This is a genomic window from Streptomyces sp. NPDC001914 (assembly GCF_042891215.1).
Taxonomy (GTDB): Bacteria; Actinomycetota; Actinomycetes; order Streptomycetales; family Streptomycetaceae; genus Streptomyces.
Map to the genome: position 1 here is coordinate 170,613 of NZ_JBIASW010000014.1, position 16,903 is coordinate 187,515.

Consider the following 16,903-nt stretch of genomic DNA (forward strand, 5'->3'; position numbering starts at 1 on the left):
CCGTGATTGTGCCGTACGGAACATCGCCGCACGGACGGACATCAGCGCGTGTCGCGCAGGTGGAGGAGATAGGCCGCGGTCAGGGCGACGGCTCGGTCCGGATCCTTCGACAGTTCCACGAGCGCGTCCGACGTCCTCGTCCCCGGGATGCCCGCCAGGGCCTGGGTCAGCCGTCCGCGCGCGGGCGCCCCCGTGGCGGGGCGGGCGAGACGGTCGAGAAGCGCGTCCGCAAGCCGGTCCGCCGCGGCGGTGTCGCCCGCCAGCACGCTCAGCGCGTCCGCCGCGTCGGTGTCGTTGCGTCCCTCCACGATCATGTCGAGGAGTGTCGGGACGGCCTCGGCCTCACCGCGTGCCCCGAGCGCCAGGGCCGCGTGCCCGCGGACCACGGAGTCAGGGTGCGCGAGGGCCCCACGCAGACAGGTGGTGGCCTCCTCGCCGGGCATCTCGGCGAGCGACTGAACGGCACGTTCCCGTACCGCGGCCGACGGTGAGGCCAGGCCCTCCGCCAGCAGCGCGGGACCGCGGTCGCCGGAGCGTGCCAGGGCCCAGCGCAGGGCCCCGGCGACGTTCGGCTCCGACTCGCTCAGCACTGCCTCGACCAGGGCCTCCACGGGCACCGGAACCTCGCCGGCCGACGACAGGGCGGCGCGCTGCCGGGCGTCGGCGCTCTTGGAGGCCAACGCCTGGAGAAGCGCGACGACTTGGAGGACGTCCTCCCAGTCGGTGGGCTCGGCGGCATGGATCCTGCGCAGCCGCGTGAGCAACTCGGTCTCCGCCGTGATGCGTTCGCGGGTCTGATCGATGAGACCTTCGACCAGCGACGCCGGCGCGAAGCCGGGATCGTCGAGCGCGCGCCCGATCTCACGCAGCGACAACCCCAGCGAACGAAGGCTCTCGACATGGAAGATCCGCCGGATGTCGTCCCCGGAGTACTCCCGGTAGCCGGAGCCGGTCCGCCCCGAGGGGCGCACCAGACCGAGGGACTCGTAATGCCGCAGCATGCGGGCACTGACACCGGACCGTCGCGCCACCTCACCGATCAACACGCCCTATCGTCCCTCCTGACCGGGCCCGTCGAGGACCGCGACGCGCTTCGCCTCCTCGATCGCCCACGCGAATCCGGCGTCCGGATCGCTCAGCAGTCGCCGGGTGGCGAGCGCGTGCGTACGGACGCCCTGGTCGGGCGCGGTCTCCGCGGCAAGCAGAACCGGCTCGATCGCATCCCCCAGCGCGACCAACGCCTGGCTGAGACTCAGCTGCGTCTCCCGCCCGCCGCGCCCGAGCTGTGTGGCCAGCTCCGCCGCCAGCCCGGCCTCCTCACCCGCGGGCACGAGCACGACCGCGGCGCGCCAGGCGCTCCGCGCCACCTCGTCGTCGGCGTCGGACAGCAGGGCCGGCGTGATCGCCGGCCACGCCCGCCGGTCACCGATCTTGGACAGCGTGTGCAGGGCCTGACTTCTGGCCTGTGCCCGGTCCGCCCGGACCTCGGCGAGCAGAGCGGGGAGTGTCAGGGACACCGGATGACGCGTGAGTGCCCAGGTCAGCATGTCGCGGACGAAGAACTCGGGCTCGACCGCGCTTCGCTCGACGAGGCCGGCGACGAAGCCCGGGTCGGGCGCCGAGCCGACCGCGAGCGCGGCCCGCAACCGCACGGAAGAACTGCCGTCCCCCAGGCCTCGGAGCATCCGGGCCGCGTTTGCAGCGACCGCCGCAGTCGTGCCCGGTGTCGCAGTCGCGCCCGATGTCGCAGCCGCGTCCGGTGCCGCATCCGCAGCCGTGTCGTGGTCCGTGCTCGTGTCCGGGTCCGGGCCCTGTTTCGTGATCGTCATGGAGACCACCTCCTGGGCACGCAGTGAAAGGCTTGTCACCGTGTCAAGGTCAACCGGGGACCGCTGCCCGACACCTCCCCACCGGCCGTTCAGGTCGCTACGGTCCACCTGCTCGGGTCCCGGCCCAGCAGGCGCAGCGTCTCGTCGAGCGCGTTCGATCCGCCGGGCACGTCCAGTGCCGGGGCGAAGGCGCTGCCGGGGCCGCGGACGGCCGGATCGGTGGGAATCCGGCGGGCCATGGCGAGCGCCGCGGCGAGGACGTCGTCGGAGAGTTCCAGGCCCACGCCGAGCGTCGCGGCGACGTCCCAGGCGTGCACCACGTAGTCGATGAAGTGGAAGCGGACGGCCTGCCGTCCGGGAAAGCTTCCGCCCAGTTCCGGGAGGGCGAACTCGCGCTCTGTCACGCCGGGTTCGGCGAAGGCCGCGAGGACGGTCGTGGCGGCCGCCCGGTGGACGCGGGCCGGCTCGTCCATGTCCCGCGGCTCCTGCCAGTGGGCCGCCTCCAGGCCCGCTCCACGTGCTGCCGCCGCGAACCCGAGGTGCTGCGCGGTCATGTGCGCCACGAGCCGCCGAAGGTTCCACCCCGCGCAGGGAGTGTCCCGGTCCCAGTCGGCCTTCTCTGCCCGTCCAACCACCCGTACAGCCTCGTGCACGGCGATCCGGTCGAGCCCGACGATGTCCGCTCCGGTGACAGTCATGAACCGACCGTAAAACTGTGCGACCGGTCGTTCAATTTGTTTTCCCGGCCGCAGAAAGCTCGTGAGTCGGGATCCGGTTGTCGTCCCGGGGGTCAGCGCCCTCGGGGCAATGACATGCCTTCCGTCGAGGTGTTCCGCAGCCGGTCCGCGATGCCCGCCCGGGCCCGGTGATAGGCGGTCTCCTCGTCGTGCAGCACCGAGGCGGCGTTGGCCGCCTCCATCAACGCCACGATTTCGAAGGCGAGTTGGGGGACATCGATGTCCGTGCGCAGTTCGCCGCCCACGCGCGCCTCGTCGAGCGTGCGCTCCATCAGGGTCGTCCACGCCTGGTGGGCCGACACCATCGCGTCGTGCACCGGCCCCGACCGGGCATCGAACTCGGCGATGACCCCGTAGAAGAAGCAGCCGCCCGGGAAGACGCGCCCGCGCGAGTAGTCGAGCCACGACTCGCACAGCCGCCATACTCGCCCGATGCCGGGAGGGACCTGTTCCGAGGGCCGGATCACCTGCTCGGCGAAGATCCGCCCGGCTTCGCGTACGGTCGCGAGCTGAAGTTCCTGCTTGGACCCGAAGAGCGCGAACACCCCGCTCTTGCTGAGACCCAGTTCGGTCGCGAGGCGTCCCGCGGACAGTGCCTCCAGCCCCTCGACGGACGCGATGTCGACGGTTCGGCGCAGCACCAACTGCCGTGTGCGGTTGCCCCGTTCGACCCGTCCGTCGGGCCGGGTCGTCTCGGTGCTCCCTGGAAATGGTGAATCGTGGCTCACGACGGACCACTCTAGGAGGTCCGCGCCGCGGCCCGTCGGTCACGCGGCTTCGGCGCGGGTGCCGGTTCTTCCAGGCGCACGACACCGCAAGTCCGGCGCTCCGCTACGCCGCGCGCTCGACGTCGGTCACCTGCACGTCCTCCGTCTCCGGTGCCCCGAACTGTTCGACGGTGACGCCGGTGCCGGTGCCGGTGACCTCCAGGACCAGCCGGCCGCCCATGAAACGCAGGTCGAGCCGCACCCGGGGAGCGCCGGCGCGCCCGGGCATGCGGTGGATCCGCGAGCCGGGGTAGTCCAGACGCTTCAGTCCGTCGCGCAGGTCCTGGTAGCCGTTGACCGTCGTGCCCTGGAACGCCGAGGTGATGCGCCGCGCGTGCTCGGTGCCGTTGCACCTCTCGACCTCGGTCAGCGGCACCTCACGGGTCGGCCCGGGACGGCTGGTGACGGTCGACTTCGGCGGCTCGGGAACGTCGGACGGGAGCGGCACCGGGATGCCGCCATCGGCATCCGGGACCCCTGGCGGAGTCTGGCCGGGGCCGTATCTCGGGGTCTCCGTGCCCTGTTCGTCCAGCAGGTCCTCAGGCTGGGGAGCCGGGGAACCGTCCTGCTCGTCCGAGGCGTACATGTCCTCGGGGGTGTTCGGGGCGCATGTCTCCATGACGCTGCCGATCAGCTCGAGGAAGCGCGCCTCCGGACTGCCCGCTGGTGACTGCTCGTGCCGATTCGCCGGGTGAACCGTCGCGGCGGAGGGGGCATGGCCGGCGGAGGCGGCGGGGTTCTCGGTGCCGCAGGCGGACAGGACCAGACAGCCGAGCGTGGCGGCCAGCAGGGACTTCGTGACAAGGATCGATCGCATGCCCGTCATCATTCGGTCCGCGATCACCACCTCACATGAGTACCCCTACTCACCTCACCTCGTGTCCAGCCTTGAGTACCGCGGCATCCCTCTCCGGATACTGCGGCACTCCTCTCCCGACGCGGCACCCTTCTCGGGACACGACGGACCTGTGCCGAACTCGACGGGCTGTGCCGAACTCGACGGCGGGACGTGGGCGCACCGCCGGAACCGCGGTCCGTGTGATCATGACGGCATGACAGCCGGCCGCATCATCTTCCTCAACGGCACGTCCAGTTCGGGCAAGTCGAGCGTCGCCCGCGAACTGCTGGATGTCCTCGACGACGGGGTCTTCTTCCATCTCGCGGTGGACGGTTTCAACGCGATGCGCACCAAGCGAACCCTCGGCGAGGAGGAACTGGAGACCGCGCTGCGGCGGACGAGGATGGGCTTCCACCGTTCGATCGCGGCGATGGCGGAAGTCGGCAACGACGTCATCGTGGACCATGTGCTCAGCGAACGGTGGCGGTTGCTCGACTGCCTGTCGGTCCTTCCCGCCGAGGATGTGCTGTTCGTCGGCGTCCACTGTCCGTTGGAGGAACTGGTCCGCCGGGAACAGGCGCGCGGAGACCGCCCGCCGGGCCTGGCCGCGCACCAGTACGACCTCGTACACCGTCACGGCGACTACGACCTGGAATGCGACACCAGCCGGTCGAGCCCGCGCGAATGCGCCGAACGGATCAGGGACTTCCTACCGCTTCGCCCGAGCCGCACCGCCTTCGCCCGCCTCCGTGACCGCTACCTGGGGGAGCGGGGGCACGACGAGGCCGACCGCATCTCGGGCCAGGTGTGAGGCCTTGCCGTGCTCGGCACCCCGTGACCGGAGTGACGCGTGGACGTGATCTCGGTCGGGGAGTGTGGTCGCCATGCGTGCGATGAGGCTGGACCATTGCCCCCGTGGGGAGTTGAGGCGGGAAGCGAGCCGGTTCGGCCGTTCACAGCGGGCGGCCGTCGTCCTCCTGCTTGCACTTACCACCATGATCTCCGTCCTCTCCGGGTGCTCCGCGAGCGGGGGAGCCGGGGTGGAGCTCGTCGCTCCCTCGGTCTTCTACGTCTCACGGGACCCGCAGCAGGCCGCGTCCGACCTGCGCGTCCGAGAGAGGTCGGCCGACGGAACGACGGTCGGGCTGAGGATCACCTTCGACGCCGGCGATCTGGAAGGCATCGTCACCGTCAGGCGGGCACTCGACGACTGTGTGGTCCACCTGCCCGTGTTCCACTGCGACACCCAGGCCGGCTCGACAGGCGCGGGGGGCATCCAGGCCTTCCATCTGAGTCCCGCGAAAGGCGCGAAAGCAGGCGACTCCGGGGTGCTGCGATACCGCGTGACCGCACCCGGCCTCCGGCCCGTCACCGGACTCTCCCGCATCGTGGTCGGCCGACCGGAGCTGAGGGTCGCCCTGCGCCCCGATCCGGGACCCGTGGAACCCGGCGGGAGTCTCGCGGTTCGCCTGACCGTACGCAATCTCGGTGACGTGCCCGCACGCGGAGTGTCGTTGCGCATGGAAGCCCGAGACGGCGTCACCTTCCTCGACCGGCACCGCAACTGCCGTTATCAGGGGGATTCTTTGGCGTGGTGCCGGCTCCTCGGCGACGACGACGTCATTCCGCCCGGCGGGTCGTACAGCCTCGGAGCCCGCGAACGCCTGCGAGCCGAACGGGACGCCGGCTATCCCACGGTCGACTTCCGAGCCGACGCCATCGGCACCGACTACGTGCCCCCGGAGGAGATCGCGTCGAGGTACCGGCCCGGAACCGGGACGCCCTTGCGTCTCGTCCCGGCGACGAAGGCCGACCCCGCCGTGACGGGCAAGGCCGGGGACGGGCGACAGGTGCTGACGTTGCCCGTGGCGGTGCGCAACCGGAGTCAGCTCGCGGCAGTCGGCGACACGGCCCGTGGCCCCGTCGGCAGCCGTGCCAGGGTGCGGATAGGCGTGCGCAACAACGGTCCTGGCTCGCTGCCGGCCACCGTGAAGGTCGTCTTCACGGTGCCCGAGGGCACCACTGTCGTGGAGTCGCCGTACCTCTTCGAGAAGGACGAGGAGGTGATCGACCAGGACTGCCGGGCCGTCACCGCCGACGGCACACCCTTGGCCGAGGCGTCCGTGAAGCAGCCGCGTGCCCGAAGGTACGTGTGCACGGCTCGCGTCGAGGCGGTGGGGGCCACGACGACCTTCCCCTTCACCCTCCGCATCGACAGGGACGGCGCCGGTCCCGGCGGCCATGTCAGCGTCTCGGACGGGGACCCGGCACGCCCCAGCCGGGACACGACACCGACCGACGACGTGGCGGACGTCGCCGTGTCCGTGTGGCCGGGCCCTGCCTGGGCAACTCCCGGCTTCTTCATCAGCGCTGCCGTCGTCATCGCGCTGACCGCCGTCGCATCGGCCCTGTACGTGTGGCGCCGAAGGCGCAAGTCTCCTTGAGGAAACTAAGGGTTGAGGCCGGTCTCCGGTGAGGCAGCATGCGTGCCCGCGTAAACCCAGAAGCGGTTCGGGCAGCGCCCGCATAGAGTTCGGCCATGCCCGCTTCGCCGCACCTGCAAGAGATCACTCCTGACAACTTCGAGGCCGCCGTCGGCCTGAGGGTCCGGCCCGACCAGGAGCACGCGGTGGCACCCGTCGTGAAGTCGCTCGCCGAGGCGTACGTCCACCCCGGCATCGCCTGGCCCCGGCTCATCTGCGACGGCGACGAGGTCGTCGGGTTCCTCATGGCCTTCTTCGACATCGACTGGACCGGCGACGGCACGGACGTCCGTTCCGGACTGTGGCGCCTCAACATCGCGGCCGGAAGGCAGGGCCGGGGTTATGGACGCTTCGCTGTGCGGTCCGTGGCCGACGAGATCAGGCGCCGAGGAGGCACACGGCTGATCACCACCTGGCATCCCGGAGAGGACGGCCCCGGCGCGTTCTATCTGACGCTCGGATTCCGGCCGACCGGAGAGACCAGCGGAGACCAGACGGTGGGCGCGCTGGAACTGGCCTGAACCCGGCTCCCCTTGGCGTCGGTCCCCGTGACGGCAACGCGGGCGCCCGGAATAGCCACCGGGTGCCGCCACGTTCCACGATCATGACAACGAATGCGCCGCACGCCGAGGTACTGCGCTACACCGCCTTCTCCAGCACCCCCGGCGGCGGAAATCCCGCCGGAGTCGTTCTGGACGCCTCCGCCCTGGACGACAGCGACATGCTGGCCATCGCCGCCGACCTCGGCTACTCGGAGTCCGCGTTCCTGACCGCGCCTCCGCAGGACCTCGATGGCCCTGCGGGACGTGCTTACAGCATCCGCTACTTCAGCCCGAAGGTGGAGGTGCCGTTCTGCGGCCACGCCACCGTCGCCGCCGCCATCGCGCTGGCCGAGCGGATCGGGCCCGGGGAGCTGGTGTTCGCGACACGAGCTGGCACCGTGCCGGTGGAGGTGACCCAGGAGAACGGGACCGTCCGGGCCACCCTCACCAGCGTCGAGCCGCACATCGAGGAGATCGCCGACGCCGACCTCACGGAGGCGCTCGCCGCTCTCGACTGGCCGGCCGGCGATCTCGACCCGGCGTTTCCGCCCCGCATCGCGTACGCCGGTGCCCGCCACCTCGTCCTCGCGGCCGCGACGCGCGCCCGCCTCGCGGATCTCGCGTACGACTTCGCGCGCCTAGAAGCCCTGATGCACCGCATGGACCTGACCACGGTCCAGCTCGTCTGGCGCGAGTCGGCCACCGTCTTCCACGTCCGTGACCCCTTCCCCGTCGGCGGTGTCGTCGAGGACCCGGCGACCGGCGCGGCGGCCGCCGCGTTCGGCGCGTACCTCCGCGACCTCGGCTTCGCCCCCGAGGACGCCGTCCTCACCCTCCACCAGGGCGAAGACGTGGGCCGCCCCGGAGAACTCACGGTGACACTGCGCCCGGGCGACCCCCGAGTCCACGTCAGCGGCACCGGAGCCCGCATCGCCTGAGCACCATGGACGGGGGTTGATCACCACGGCCCCGGTCCGGCTGCCTCGTACGGCAGCCGGACCGGGGCCGGGGTTCAACTCACGGAAGGCGCAGGCCGGTGACGCGGCCCCGTGAGGTGGAGGCCGGGTGTCCGGTCTGTCGGGGTCAGCGGGCCAGGGCCGCCTCGCTCGATGTCTGGGAGCGGGGGTCGGAGGGCAGTGCGCGGAGAATGTCCTCGACGCTCTGCTTGGCATCGCCGAACAGCATGCTGCTGTTCTCCCGGAAGAACAGCGGGTTCTGGACCCCCGCGTAACCGGAGGCCATGGAGCGCTTGAAGACGACGACCTGCTCCGCCTCCCACACCCGCAGCACCGGCATGCCCGCGATCGGGCTCGTGGGATCCTCCTCCGCGGCCGGGTTGACGGTGTCGTTCGCACCGATGACCAGGACGACCGAGGTGTCGGAGAGGTCGTCGTTGATCTCGTCCATCTCCAGCACGATGTCGTACGGCACCTTGGCCTCGGCCAGCAGCACGTTCATGTGTCCGGGCAGACGGCCCGCCACGGGGTGGACGCCGAAGCGGACCTCCACACCGCGCTCCCGCAGCTGACGCGTCAGCTCGGCGACCGGGTGCTGCGCCTGGGCCACCGCCATGCCGTACCCGGGAGTGATGACGACGGACCGGGCCTGGACGAGAAGGTCGGCCACCTCCTGCGCGTGGATCTCACGGTGCTCGCCCTGCTCCTCGTCCCCGCCGGAAGGAGCCTCGATACCGAACCCGCCCGCGATGACCGAGATGAAGGACCGGTTCATCGCCTTGCACATGATGAAGGACAGGTAGGCGCCCGAGGATCCGACCAGCGCGCCCGTGACGATCAGCAGGTTGTTGTCGAGGAGGAAGCCCGCCGCCGCCGCGGCCCAGCCGGAGTAGCTGTTGAGCATGGAGACGACGACGGGCATGTCGCCGCCGCCGATCGAGGCGACCAGGTGCCAGCCCAGGACGAGCGCGAGCACCGTCACGGCGATCATCAGGCCGAGGTTGGGAGTGATCGTGAACCAGACCGTCAGGGCCACGAACGCCACCAGCGCCGCGACGTTCAGCGCGTTCTTGCCCGGCAGGACCAGCGGACGGGACTTGATGCGCGCCGACAGCTTGAGGAACGCGACGATGGAGCCGGTGAAGGTGACCGCGCCGATGAAGATGCCGATGAACACCTCGGCGTGGTGGATGCCCAGCAGGTCCGCGGTGACGTGCCGCTGCGCGTCCCCGTGCGCCTCGACCTCCAGGTAGCTGTTCCAGCCGACCAGCACCGCGGCGAGGCCGACGAAGCTGTGCAGCACGGCGATGAGTTCGGGCATCTGGGTCATCTCGACCTGCCGTGCCCGCCAGATGCCGATCGCGGCGCCCAGCACCATCGCGACGACGATCAGGGTGACCGCGCCGGCGGTGATGCTCTGTGCCGCGAGAACCACGGTGGCGACCAGGGCGAGGGCCATCCCGGCGATGCCGTACACGACACCGGCGCGGGAGGTGCGGTGCTGGGAGAGTCCCGCCAGGCTGAGGATGAACAGCAGGGCGGCGACCAGGTCCGCGGCATGGGAGGCTGTGGTTGACGTCATGGCGGCTCAGCCCTTCGAGAACATGGACAGCATGCGACGGGTGACGGCGAAGCCGCCGAAGATGTTCACGCTCGTCAGCAGGATCGCGATGAACGAGAGCGTGGTGACGACCGCGCTCTCGTGCCCGATCTGGAGCAGAGCCCCGATCACCACGATCCCGGAGATCGCGTTGGTGACGGACATCAGCGGCGTGTGCAGCGCGTGGTGCACCTTGCCGATCACGTAGTAGCCGATCACCACCGCCAGAGTGAATACCGTGAAGTTCGAGGCGAGTTGCGCGGGGGCGAAGGCGACCAGGCCGAACATCGCCAGCATGCCGGCGCCGATCAGGGCGAGCCGGCCCGTCGGGGTGAGCCGCGGCTCCTTCGGCTCCGCGACCGCCGCCGCGGGGGCGGGCTGCGAGGGGGCCTGGGCCGAGACGGCCACGGGCGGCGGAGGCCAGGTGATCTCACCCTCGCGCACGACGGTCACCGCACGCTGGACCACGTCGTCGAAGTCGACGACCAGACGGCCGTCCTTGCCGGGCGTCAGCAGCTTGACCAGGTTCACCAGGTTGGTGCCGAAGAGCTGGGAAGCCTGGGTGGGCAGCCGGGACGCGAGATCGGTGTACCCGATGATGGTGACGTCGTTGTCCGTGACCACGGTGCGGCCGGCCACGGTTCCCGCGACGTTGCCGCCCTGGGAGGCGGCCATGTCGACGATGACGCTGCCGGGCTTCATCGCCGCCACGTCCTCCGCCGTGAGCAGGCGCGGGGCGGGGCGGCCCGGGATCAGGGCGGTCGTGATGACGATGTCCACGTCCTTGGCCTGCCCGTGGTACAGCTCGGCCGCCGCGCGGTCGTAGTCGGCGGAGGTCGCCTTGGCGTAGCCGTCGGTGCTCTCCTCCTGTGCGACGTCCACCGCGAGGTATTCGCCGCCCAGGGAGCGCACCTGGTCGGCCACTTCGGGCCGGGGATCGGTGGCCCGGACGATCGCGCCGAGACTGGAGGCGGCACCGATGGCGGCCAGACCGGCCACACCGGCGCCGGCCACCAGCACCTTCGCCGGCGGGACCTTGCCCGCGGCCGTCACCTGGCCGGTGAAGAAGCGGCCGAACACGTGCGCCGCCTCGATGACCGCCCGGTAGCCGGCGATGTTGGCCATGGAGCTGAGCACGTCCATGGACTGCGCGCGCGAGATCCGCGGTACCGCGTCCAGGGCCAGCACGGTGATGGGCCGCTCCGCGAGCTCCGCGAGGAGGTCCGCCCGCTGGGCGGGACTGATCAGCCCGATCAGCGTCGACCCGTCGGGCACGCGGGCGATCTCACTCGACGACGGGGAGTTGACCTTGAGGACGACGTCCGTCTGCCAGGCGTCGCCGATCCGTGCCCCCGCTTCACCGTAGGCGCCGTCCGTGAAGCCCGACGCCGTACCGGCGTCCGACTCGACGACGACCTCGTAGCCCAGCCCCACCAACTGGCGCACGGTGGCGGGCGTCGCCGCCACTCGGGTCTCCCCTGGAGTGGACTCGGCCACCACTCCGATGCGCTGGGGCGGGTGATGGGCCGATTCTTCTGCGGGCATGGTGATGTCTCCCTCAGGGGGCGCAGATATGCAGGCACGTATGGGTGATCAGGGGGAGTCCACGCCCCTTGGACGCAGGAACTTACATGGTGGACCTGGCTGTTCGGCACAGCGCGCACCCGTGACTTGTTTCACGCGAGGTCTGTTGCCGACAACACGCTGAGGTGCGGTGATCCGGCGTTCCGGACATGTTTCGCGACGCTTCGGCGGTTCAGGCGTGGTCCGCGCGGGGCTGGGCGGGCGCTGCGGGCAGGCACAGTTCGAAGAGCGCGCCCCCGGACGGCGCCCTGCCCGCGGTGAGCGTGCCACCGTGGCGGCGGGCCACGTCACGGGCTATGGCCAGGCCGAGGCCGGCGCCGCCGTCGTCGCGGGCCCGGGCGTCGTCCAGCCGTACGAACCGCTCGAAGATCCGCTCACGTTCGGCCTCCGGTACACCACCGCCGTCGTCCGCGACGGTGAGCACGATGCGATCGCCCTGCCCCTCCACACGTACGACGACCTCGTTTCGCGCGTGCCGTTGCGCGTTGTCCAGGAGGTTGCCGATCACACGGACCAACTGTCCGCGGGAGCCCGTCACTCGGAGGGGTCCGGCGACGTGGACGGACACCGGTGTACGGTCGGCCGGACGGCACTCCGTCTCCTCGCGGACCAGCTCGCCGAGGTCGAGCAGCCCCTGACCCGGCCGTTCCCCGGCGTCCAGCCGGGCGAGCAGCAGCAGATCGGCCGCGAGGTGCTGCAACCGCTCGGTGTCCTTGACCGCCCCGGGCACGTCCAGCAACTGCGGGTGGGCCGAGCCGACCTCCAGCTGAGTGCGCAGCGAGGCGATGGGGCTGCGCAGTTCGTGGGAGGCGTCGGCGACGAAGCGGCGCTGCCGGTCGACGGCGGCCTCCAGCGCGGTGAGCGTCTCATTGGTGGTATACGGGCCAGCCGGGCGACCTCGTCGCGCGAGGCCGGTTCCGGCACGCGCCGGGACAGGTCCTCGGAGGCGGTGATCGCCGCCATCTCCCGCCGGATGCCCTCCACGGGCGCGAGCGCGCGCTGGGTCACCAGCCAGGTCACGCCGCCGACGACGAGCAGGACCAGCGGCAGTCCCGCCAGCATCGCCACCGCGGCGCTGCGGACGGCGCTCTCGCGGGCCGCGAGCGAGGCACCGGCGTGGACCAGCACCGTGCGACCACCGAGGTCCGTCGCCTTGATGGTGGCGAAGCGGTACGGGGCACTGTGCCCGTCGACCACCGCGTGCCCGGAGCCTTCCTGGACGGTGTCGCCGATGGTCCCGATGGCCGGGTCGTTCGCCCGGGGCGTCGGACTGCCGGCGGTGCCGTGATCGTCCGTGCCATGGTCGTCCGTGCCGTGGTCGTCCGAGCCGCGGCTGCCCGAAGTGCTGTCATCCGACGCGTCGTCGTCGCCGCCCCTGTTCCTGTCCCGGCCACGGCCGTGGTCGTCGGCCGTTCCGGTGACGAGCTGTGTGGCGGGAGCGGGGACGGGCGCCGGGGTCGCGGACGGGGAAGGTGCCGGCGAGGCGGGAGCCCGCGGCACGTGGACGGCCCCCACACCGGTGCCGCTGATGCTCTCCAGCCCATCGCCGACGGCCAGCAGACGGCCGTTCTCGTCCGTCACCTGTACCGGGATTCCGTCCCGCGCGCCTTTTGGCAGCTCCAGCCGGGTGTCGCCCCCGCGCCAGGTGGCGACCCCGAGGGCGATCCTGCGGGCGGTGTCGTTGGCCTCGCTCTGCGCCTGCTCGGTGAGGTTCACCCGCAGGGACATCAGCACCGCGATTCCCGCGGCCACCAGCGCGGCCGCCACCACGGCGGTGGCCCACAGGACCATCGTGGCCTTCACCGAACCCGGCAGCCGCCCCTTCACGAGGCGGTCATCCGGTAGCCCGCGCCGCGTACGGTCTGGATGGTGTCGGGGCCGAGCTTGCGGCGCAGCGCGCTGACGTACACCTCGACGATGTTCGGGTCGCCGTCGTAGGCGAAGTCCCAGACGTGCTCCAGGATCTCGGGCTTGCCGATCACCTGCCCGGCCCGTGTCGCGAGCTGTTCCAGCACGGCGAACTCCTTCGCGGTGAGCGTCACTTCCGTGTCGTCCCGGCACACCCGGCGGCCGGCGGTGTCGACGACGAGCCCTCCGACCCGCAGGATCGGCGAGGCTCCGGCGGAACCGCTGCGGCGCAGCAGCGCCTTCACGCGCGCCACCAGCACGACGTACGAGAACGGTTTCGTGAGGTAGTCGTCGGCGCCGGTGTCGAGACCTTCCGCCTCGTCGTACTCGCCGTCCTTGGCCGTGAGCATCAGGATCGGCGTGTCGTGGCCCGCCGCGCGCAGGGCCGCGCAGACGCGGTAGCCGTTGAGGCCCGGCAGCATGATGTCGAGCACCACCAGGTCGTGGACGCCCTCGGAGGCCAGGCGCAAGCCCTCGTTCCCGTCGTGGACGACGTCCACGGCGAATCCTTCGGCCCGCAGGCCTTTCGCCAACGAGAGCGCGAGCCGCCTCTCGTCCTCCACGATCAACAGGCGCATGTGCCGAGTCTCCCAAACGGAACCTGAAGGGATCTTCAGGTGGCTTCAGGTCCCCTTCAGCTTCCCCCAGGCACCTTGGGCGTCACCGAACAGGCAGGACACAGATACGTCACAGGCCGGGCGGAGTTCCGGCCGGGGAGGCTCGACATGAAGCGCACCGCTTCCATCGCCACCGTGCTCGTGACCGCCGTACTCATCGGCGGCGGCGGGTACTCGGCGCTCGCGACGGGAGGCACCGACCGGCACGGTGGCGGTCCCGAGGACCGGCCGTCCGCCACGGCGTCGCCGGCACCCGCACCGTCCCCGTCGTCGGCCGCCCTGACGGCGGCCGAGGCGGCCGCCGCCGCGCTGAGGCAGTACCCGGGCACCGTCGTCGAGGTCGAACTCGACGGTGAGCACCCGGGTTACTGGGAGGTGCACATCGTCGGCACCGACCAGGTCCGCCGTGAAGTGCGCGTCGACATGCGCACGGGCGCCGTCACCCTGGACGGGCACGACGCCGACGACCGCCGGGGCGACGACCACGGCGTCCGCTCGGGAACCGACGACCGGGGCAGGCACGGCACGGGAGACGACCGCGGGGGGCACGACGTGGGGGACGACCGCGGGGGTCATGACGTGGGGGACGACCGAGGTCGCGGCTCCCGCGGAGAGGACGACGCCCCGGGGGACGACCACGGCGCACGTGTCGGAGGTGACGACCACCCGGACGTGCGGGAGGACCGCGGCGGGGACGCCAGCGGTGACGACCACCCGAGTGCGGGGGAGGACGACCGCGGGGACGATCACGCCGGTGACGACGGCGGCCGCGGCCGGCACGGGCGCGGCCACGGCGGCGACGACGGCTGAGAGTCCCACGCCTTCCCCGGTGACGGGGAAGGCATGAGGACGACCCCTCCAGATTGGGGATGGGCGGGTGCCCAAGACAAGGCTGCCGCGGCGCGGCCGAGTTGGACACGCTGGCATCCGCTCATCGCCGCCGACCGCCCGGCGCAGCCCGGTCCGGGTACGGCCAAGGAGGGGAAGTCGTCATGACCAAGTTCGCCCGGGGCGGCGGCAGGCGGAAGGTCACCGCCGCCGGCCTCGTCATCTCCGGCATGGTGATCAGCGCTTCGGTCGCGCCCGTCACCGCCCACGCCGCCGTTCCGGCCTTCCCGGACAACATCACTATTTTTCCGGACCGGGACTTCGTCTCGATCGACGGCTTCTCCGAACACGCGGGGGAGCAGGTGACGATCGAGGTGCAGCGCCCGCGCGTCGGGCTCATCGGTTCGGCCACCGGCACGATGGCGTCGGCGGCCACGATCTCGGCGGGCAACCCGGCCATCGAGGTGAACCACCCGGGCGGCCTGTGCTGGGGTGCCGGCGGCGGCCCTCAGGTGACTCCCGACATCCGCGCCGGTGACGTCGTGTCGGTCAGATTCGGGGGTGCGGTCGCCGCCGACGCCACGGCCCTCGACGTCGGCGTGACCGGCGGGGCCCTGACCACCCCGACCACGCTGGTGATCCAGGGGCGGCTCGGATCCGGCGTCGACCCGACGTTCCTGGAACAGCGGATCATCGAACCGGCTCTGAGGGACACCGAGGTGGCACGGCGCGATGTGCGGGCCGTTCCTGGCGGCCTGGTGAACGCGCCGAAGGGCGGCTACTCCTCCGGCATGGAGGTGGCCGACGGCGCCTTCACCGCCACGTACAAGTTCCTGAGCGAGGACACCGCGGCCGTGGCCGCCGAGGGCCTCTACACCGTGACGAGCTGGCAGGACCAGGACCCCGACGGCAACACCCAGGGTGTGACGATCGCGGAGTTCGGCGAGGTGGGCGGTCCCGGGATGGGCGGCTGCCCGGCCGGTGCGGTCCAGCAGGGGCCCGCCTCGCCCACCGGCGTCGTGGTGCACGAGGAGGGCGACACGACGTCGGTGAGCTGGACTCCGTCCCGGCCGACTCCCGGTGCGGCGCCGATCCTCGGCTACACCGTGCGAGCCGTCGACCGGCTCAGCAAGAAGGGAGTGCAGGGCGAGGTGGGCGTCCGGGTCAACGATCCGGACGCGACCTCGGTGACCCTCCCGGGCTCCGTGGAGGGCAAGCGCGTCGAGGTGAGGTCGTTCGGCGAGGCGGGGGAGTCCTGGCCGCCGGCACTGCCGGGCGACACCCCCTCGGCCGACTCCACACCGCCGACCGTCACGGCCAAGCCCGCCGGCGGCTTCTACACCGCCGACACCGCGGTCACGCTCACCGCCGACGAGCCGGGCTCGGAGATCTACTACACGCTCGACGGTTCCGACCCGCTGGAGGCGGGCACCACGGGACCCGCGGCGACGCTGTACACCGGGCCGTTCGACCTGAAGGCGTCCGACGGGGCCAGGACCCTTCGGTTCGTGGCCTTCGACCCGGCCGGCAACGCCTCGCTCGCCCGCATCGAGAAGTACACGTTCGGGTCGGCCACGGCGCCGGGTGCCCCGCGGTCGGTGACCGCGCAGGGTGCCAACGCGAGCGCCACCGTCCGCTGGACCGCGCCCGAGGACCCCGGCACCTCGCCGATCACGGGATACGAGATCACCGCTACGCCCGCCTCCGGCGCGGCCGTCACGAGCACGGCCGGGGCCAGCGCCTCCAGCGTGGTGCTGACCGGGCTGAAGAACGACACGAAGTACGCCGTGACGGTGGTCGCGGTGAACTCCGTCGGCAAGGGCGCCACGTCCACGCCGGTCGATGTCACCCCCAAGGTACCGGCCGTCGACAAGCTCGCGATCACGCTCGCCAAGTGGAAGTCGGGAGACCTGCGCCTCGAAGGCACCGGGTCCGTTCCCGGGGCGTCGCTGACCCTGCGCTCAGGTTCGCCGACCGGCCCCGTCTTCGCCACCGACGTGATCGTGCAGCCCGCGGCGGCGGGCGCCGTCAACGGTACGTGGAGCCTGCGTCTGCGGTCGGGCAGCGCCGCGACCACGAACCCGTCCCCGGTCTACATCTCGTCCGACAAGGGCGGAGTCCTGGGACCGGTGACCGTGCCGAACGCCTAGGGGGTGTCCGCGAAGTCGCGCCCGCGGCTTCGCGGACACGTCCCAGGACACATCCCGCCCCAGT

14 protein-coding genes and 1 pseudogene are annotated in these 16,903 nt (G+C 71.5%); 6 read left to right on the top strand and 9 right to left on the bottom strand.

Annotated elements, in window-relative coordinates; translation table 11 throughout:
* Positions 1 to 41 precede the first annotated feature (41 nt).
* The 5 genes from ACFYYF_RS31990 to ACFYYF_RS32010 all read right to left on the bottom strand — a co-directional run bounded on the left by ACFYYF_RS31990 (position 42) and on the right by ACFYYF_RS32010 (position 4,150).
* Positions 42 to 1,046, bottom strand: coding sequence for a HEAT repeat domain-containing protein (locus tag ACFYYF_RS31990; protein WP_388780965.1), 1,005 nt, complete (start codon positions 1,044 to 1,046; stop codon positions 42 to 44).
* Between the two features lie 3 nt (positions 1,047 to 1,049).
* Positions 1,050 to 1,685 (bottom strand): HEAT repeat domain-containing protein, encoded by a 636-nt coding sequence (locus tag ACFYYF_RS31995; RefSeq protein ID WP_388781005.1) that lies wholly within the window; start codon positions 1,683 to 1,685, stop codon positions 1,050 to 1,052.
* A 233-nt stretch (positions 1,686 to 1,918) separates the two neighbouring features.
* Positions 1,919 to 2,527 (bottom strand): TIGR03086 family metal-binding protein, encoded by a 609-nt coding sequence (locus ACFYYF_RS32000; protein WP_388780966.1) that lies wholly within the window; start codon positions 2,525 to 2,527, stop codon positions 1,919 to 1,921.
* Between the two features lie 92 nt (positions 2,528 to 2,619).
* Entirely contained in the window at positions 2,620 to 3,294 is a 675-nt protein-coding gene (locus ACFYYF_RS32005) for a TetR/AcrR family transcriptional regulator (protein WP_388780967.1), read from the bottom strand.
* 103 nt (positions 3,295 to 3,397) lie between these two features.
* Positions 3,398 to 4,150, bottom strand: a complete 753-nt coding sequence (locus tag ACFYYF_RS32010) for a hypothetical protein (protein WP_388780968.1) — start codon at positions 4,148 to 4,150, stop codon at positions 3,398 to 3,400.
* A 235-nt stretch (positions 4,151 to 4,385) separates the two neighbouring features.
* Between ACFYYF_RS32010 and ACFYYF_RS32015 the strand changes: the two genes are divergently transcribed.
* From ACFYYF_RS32015 to ACFYYF_RS32030, 4 genes are all read left to right on the top strand, one after another.
* Complete coding sequence (locus ACFYYF_RS32015; protein ID WP_388780969.1) at positions 4,386 to 4,982, top strand: chloramphenicol phosphotransferase CPT family protein; 597 nt, start codon at positions 4,386 to 4,388, stop codon at positions 4,980 to 4,982.
* 184 nt (positions 4,983 to 5,166) lie between these two features.
* Positions 5,167 to 6,615 carry a hypothetical protein gene (locus ACFYYF_RS32020; RefSeq protein WP_388780970.1) on the top strand — a complete coding sequence of 483 codons (1,449 nt, stop codon included), beginning with the start codon at positions 5,167 to 5,169 and terminating at the stop codon, positions 6,613 to 6,615.
* Positions 6,616 to 6,710: 95 nt separating this feature from the next.
* Positions 6,711 to 7,175, top strand: coding sequence for a GNAT family N-acetyltransferase (locus ACFYYF_RS32025; protein WP_388780971.1), 465 nt, complete (start codon positions 6,711 to 6,713; stop codon positions 7,173 to 7,175).
* An 83-nt stretch (positions 7,176 to 7,258) separates the two neighbouring features.
* A complete protein-coding gene (locus ACFYYF_RS32030) occupies positions 7,259 to 8,134 on the top strand; it encodes a PhzF family phenazine biosynthesis protein (RefSeq protein WP_388780972.1) in 876 nt (291 codons plus the stop codon).
* Between the two features lie 145 nt (positions 8,135 to 8,279).
* On the opposite strand, the gene pntB is transcribed toward ACFYYF_RS32030, so the two are convergent.
* The 4 genes and pseudogenes from pntB to ACFYYF_RS32050 form a co-directional block, all read right to left on the bottom strand.
* A complete protein-coding gene (gene pntB, locus ACFYYF_RS32035; protein ID WP_365494099.1) occupies positions 8,280 to 9,734 on the bottom strand; it encodes a Re/Si-specific NAD(P)(+) transhydrogenase subunit beta in 1,455 nt (484 codons plus the stop codon).
* A gap of 6 nt (positions 9,735 to 9,740) precedes the next feature.
* On the bottom strand, positions 9,741 to 11,297 hold the full coding sequence (locus tag ACFYYF_RS32040) for a Re/Si-specific NAD(P)(+) transhydrogenase subunit alpha (protein ID WP_388780973.1): 1,557 nt from the start codon (positions 11,295 to 11,297) through the stop codon (positions 9,741 to 9,743).
* A gap of 211 nt (positions 11,298 to 11,508) precedes the next feature.
* Positions 11,509 to 13,064: pseudogene (locus ACFYYF_RS32045) on the bottom strand (sensor histidine kinase).
* 95 nt (positions 13,065 to 13,159) lie between these two features.
* Positions 13,160 to 13,822 (bottom strand): response regulator transcription factor, encoded by a 663-nt coding sequence (locus tag ACFYYF_RS32050; protein WP_388780974.1) that lies wholly within the window; start codon positions 13,820 to 13,822, stop codon positions 13,160 to 13,162.
* A 147-nt stretch (positions 13,823 to 13,969) separates the two neighbouring features.
* On the opposite strand from ACFYYF_RS32050, the gene ACFYYF_RS32055 reads away from it, so the two are divergent.
* Positions 13,970 to 14,671: a PepSY domain-containing protein gene (locus tag ACFYYF_RS32055; protein ID WP_388780975.1), complete on the top strand. Its 702-nt coding sequence runs from the start codon at positions 13,970 to 13,972 to the stop codon at positions 14,669 to 14,671.
* A gap of 182 nt (positions 14,672 to 14,853) precedes the next feature.
* Complete coding sequence (locus tag ACFYYF_RS32060) at positions 14,854 to 16,839, top strand: fibronectin type III domain-containing protein (protein WP_388780976.1); 1,986 nt, start codon at positions 14,854 to 14,856, stop codon at positions 16,837 to 16,839.
* Positions 16,840 to 16,903: the final 64 nt, after the last annotated feature.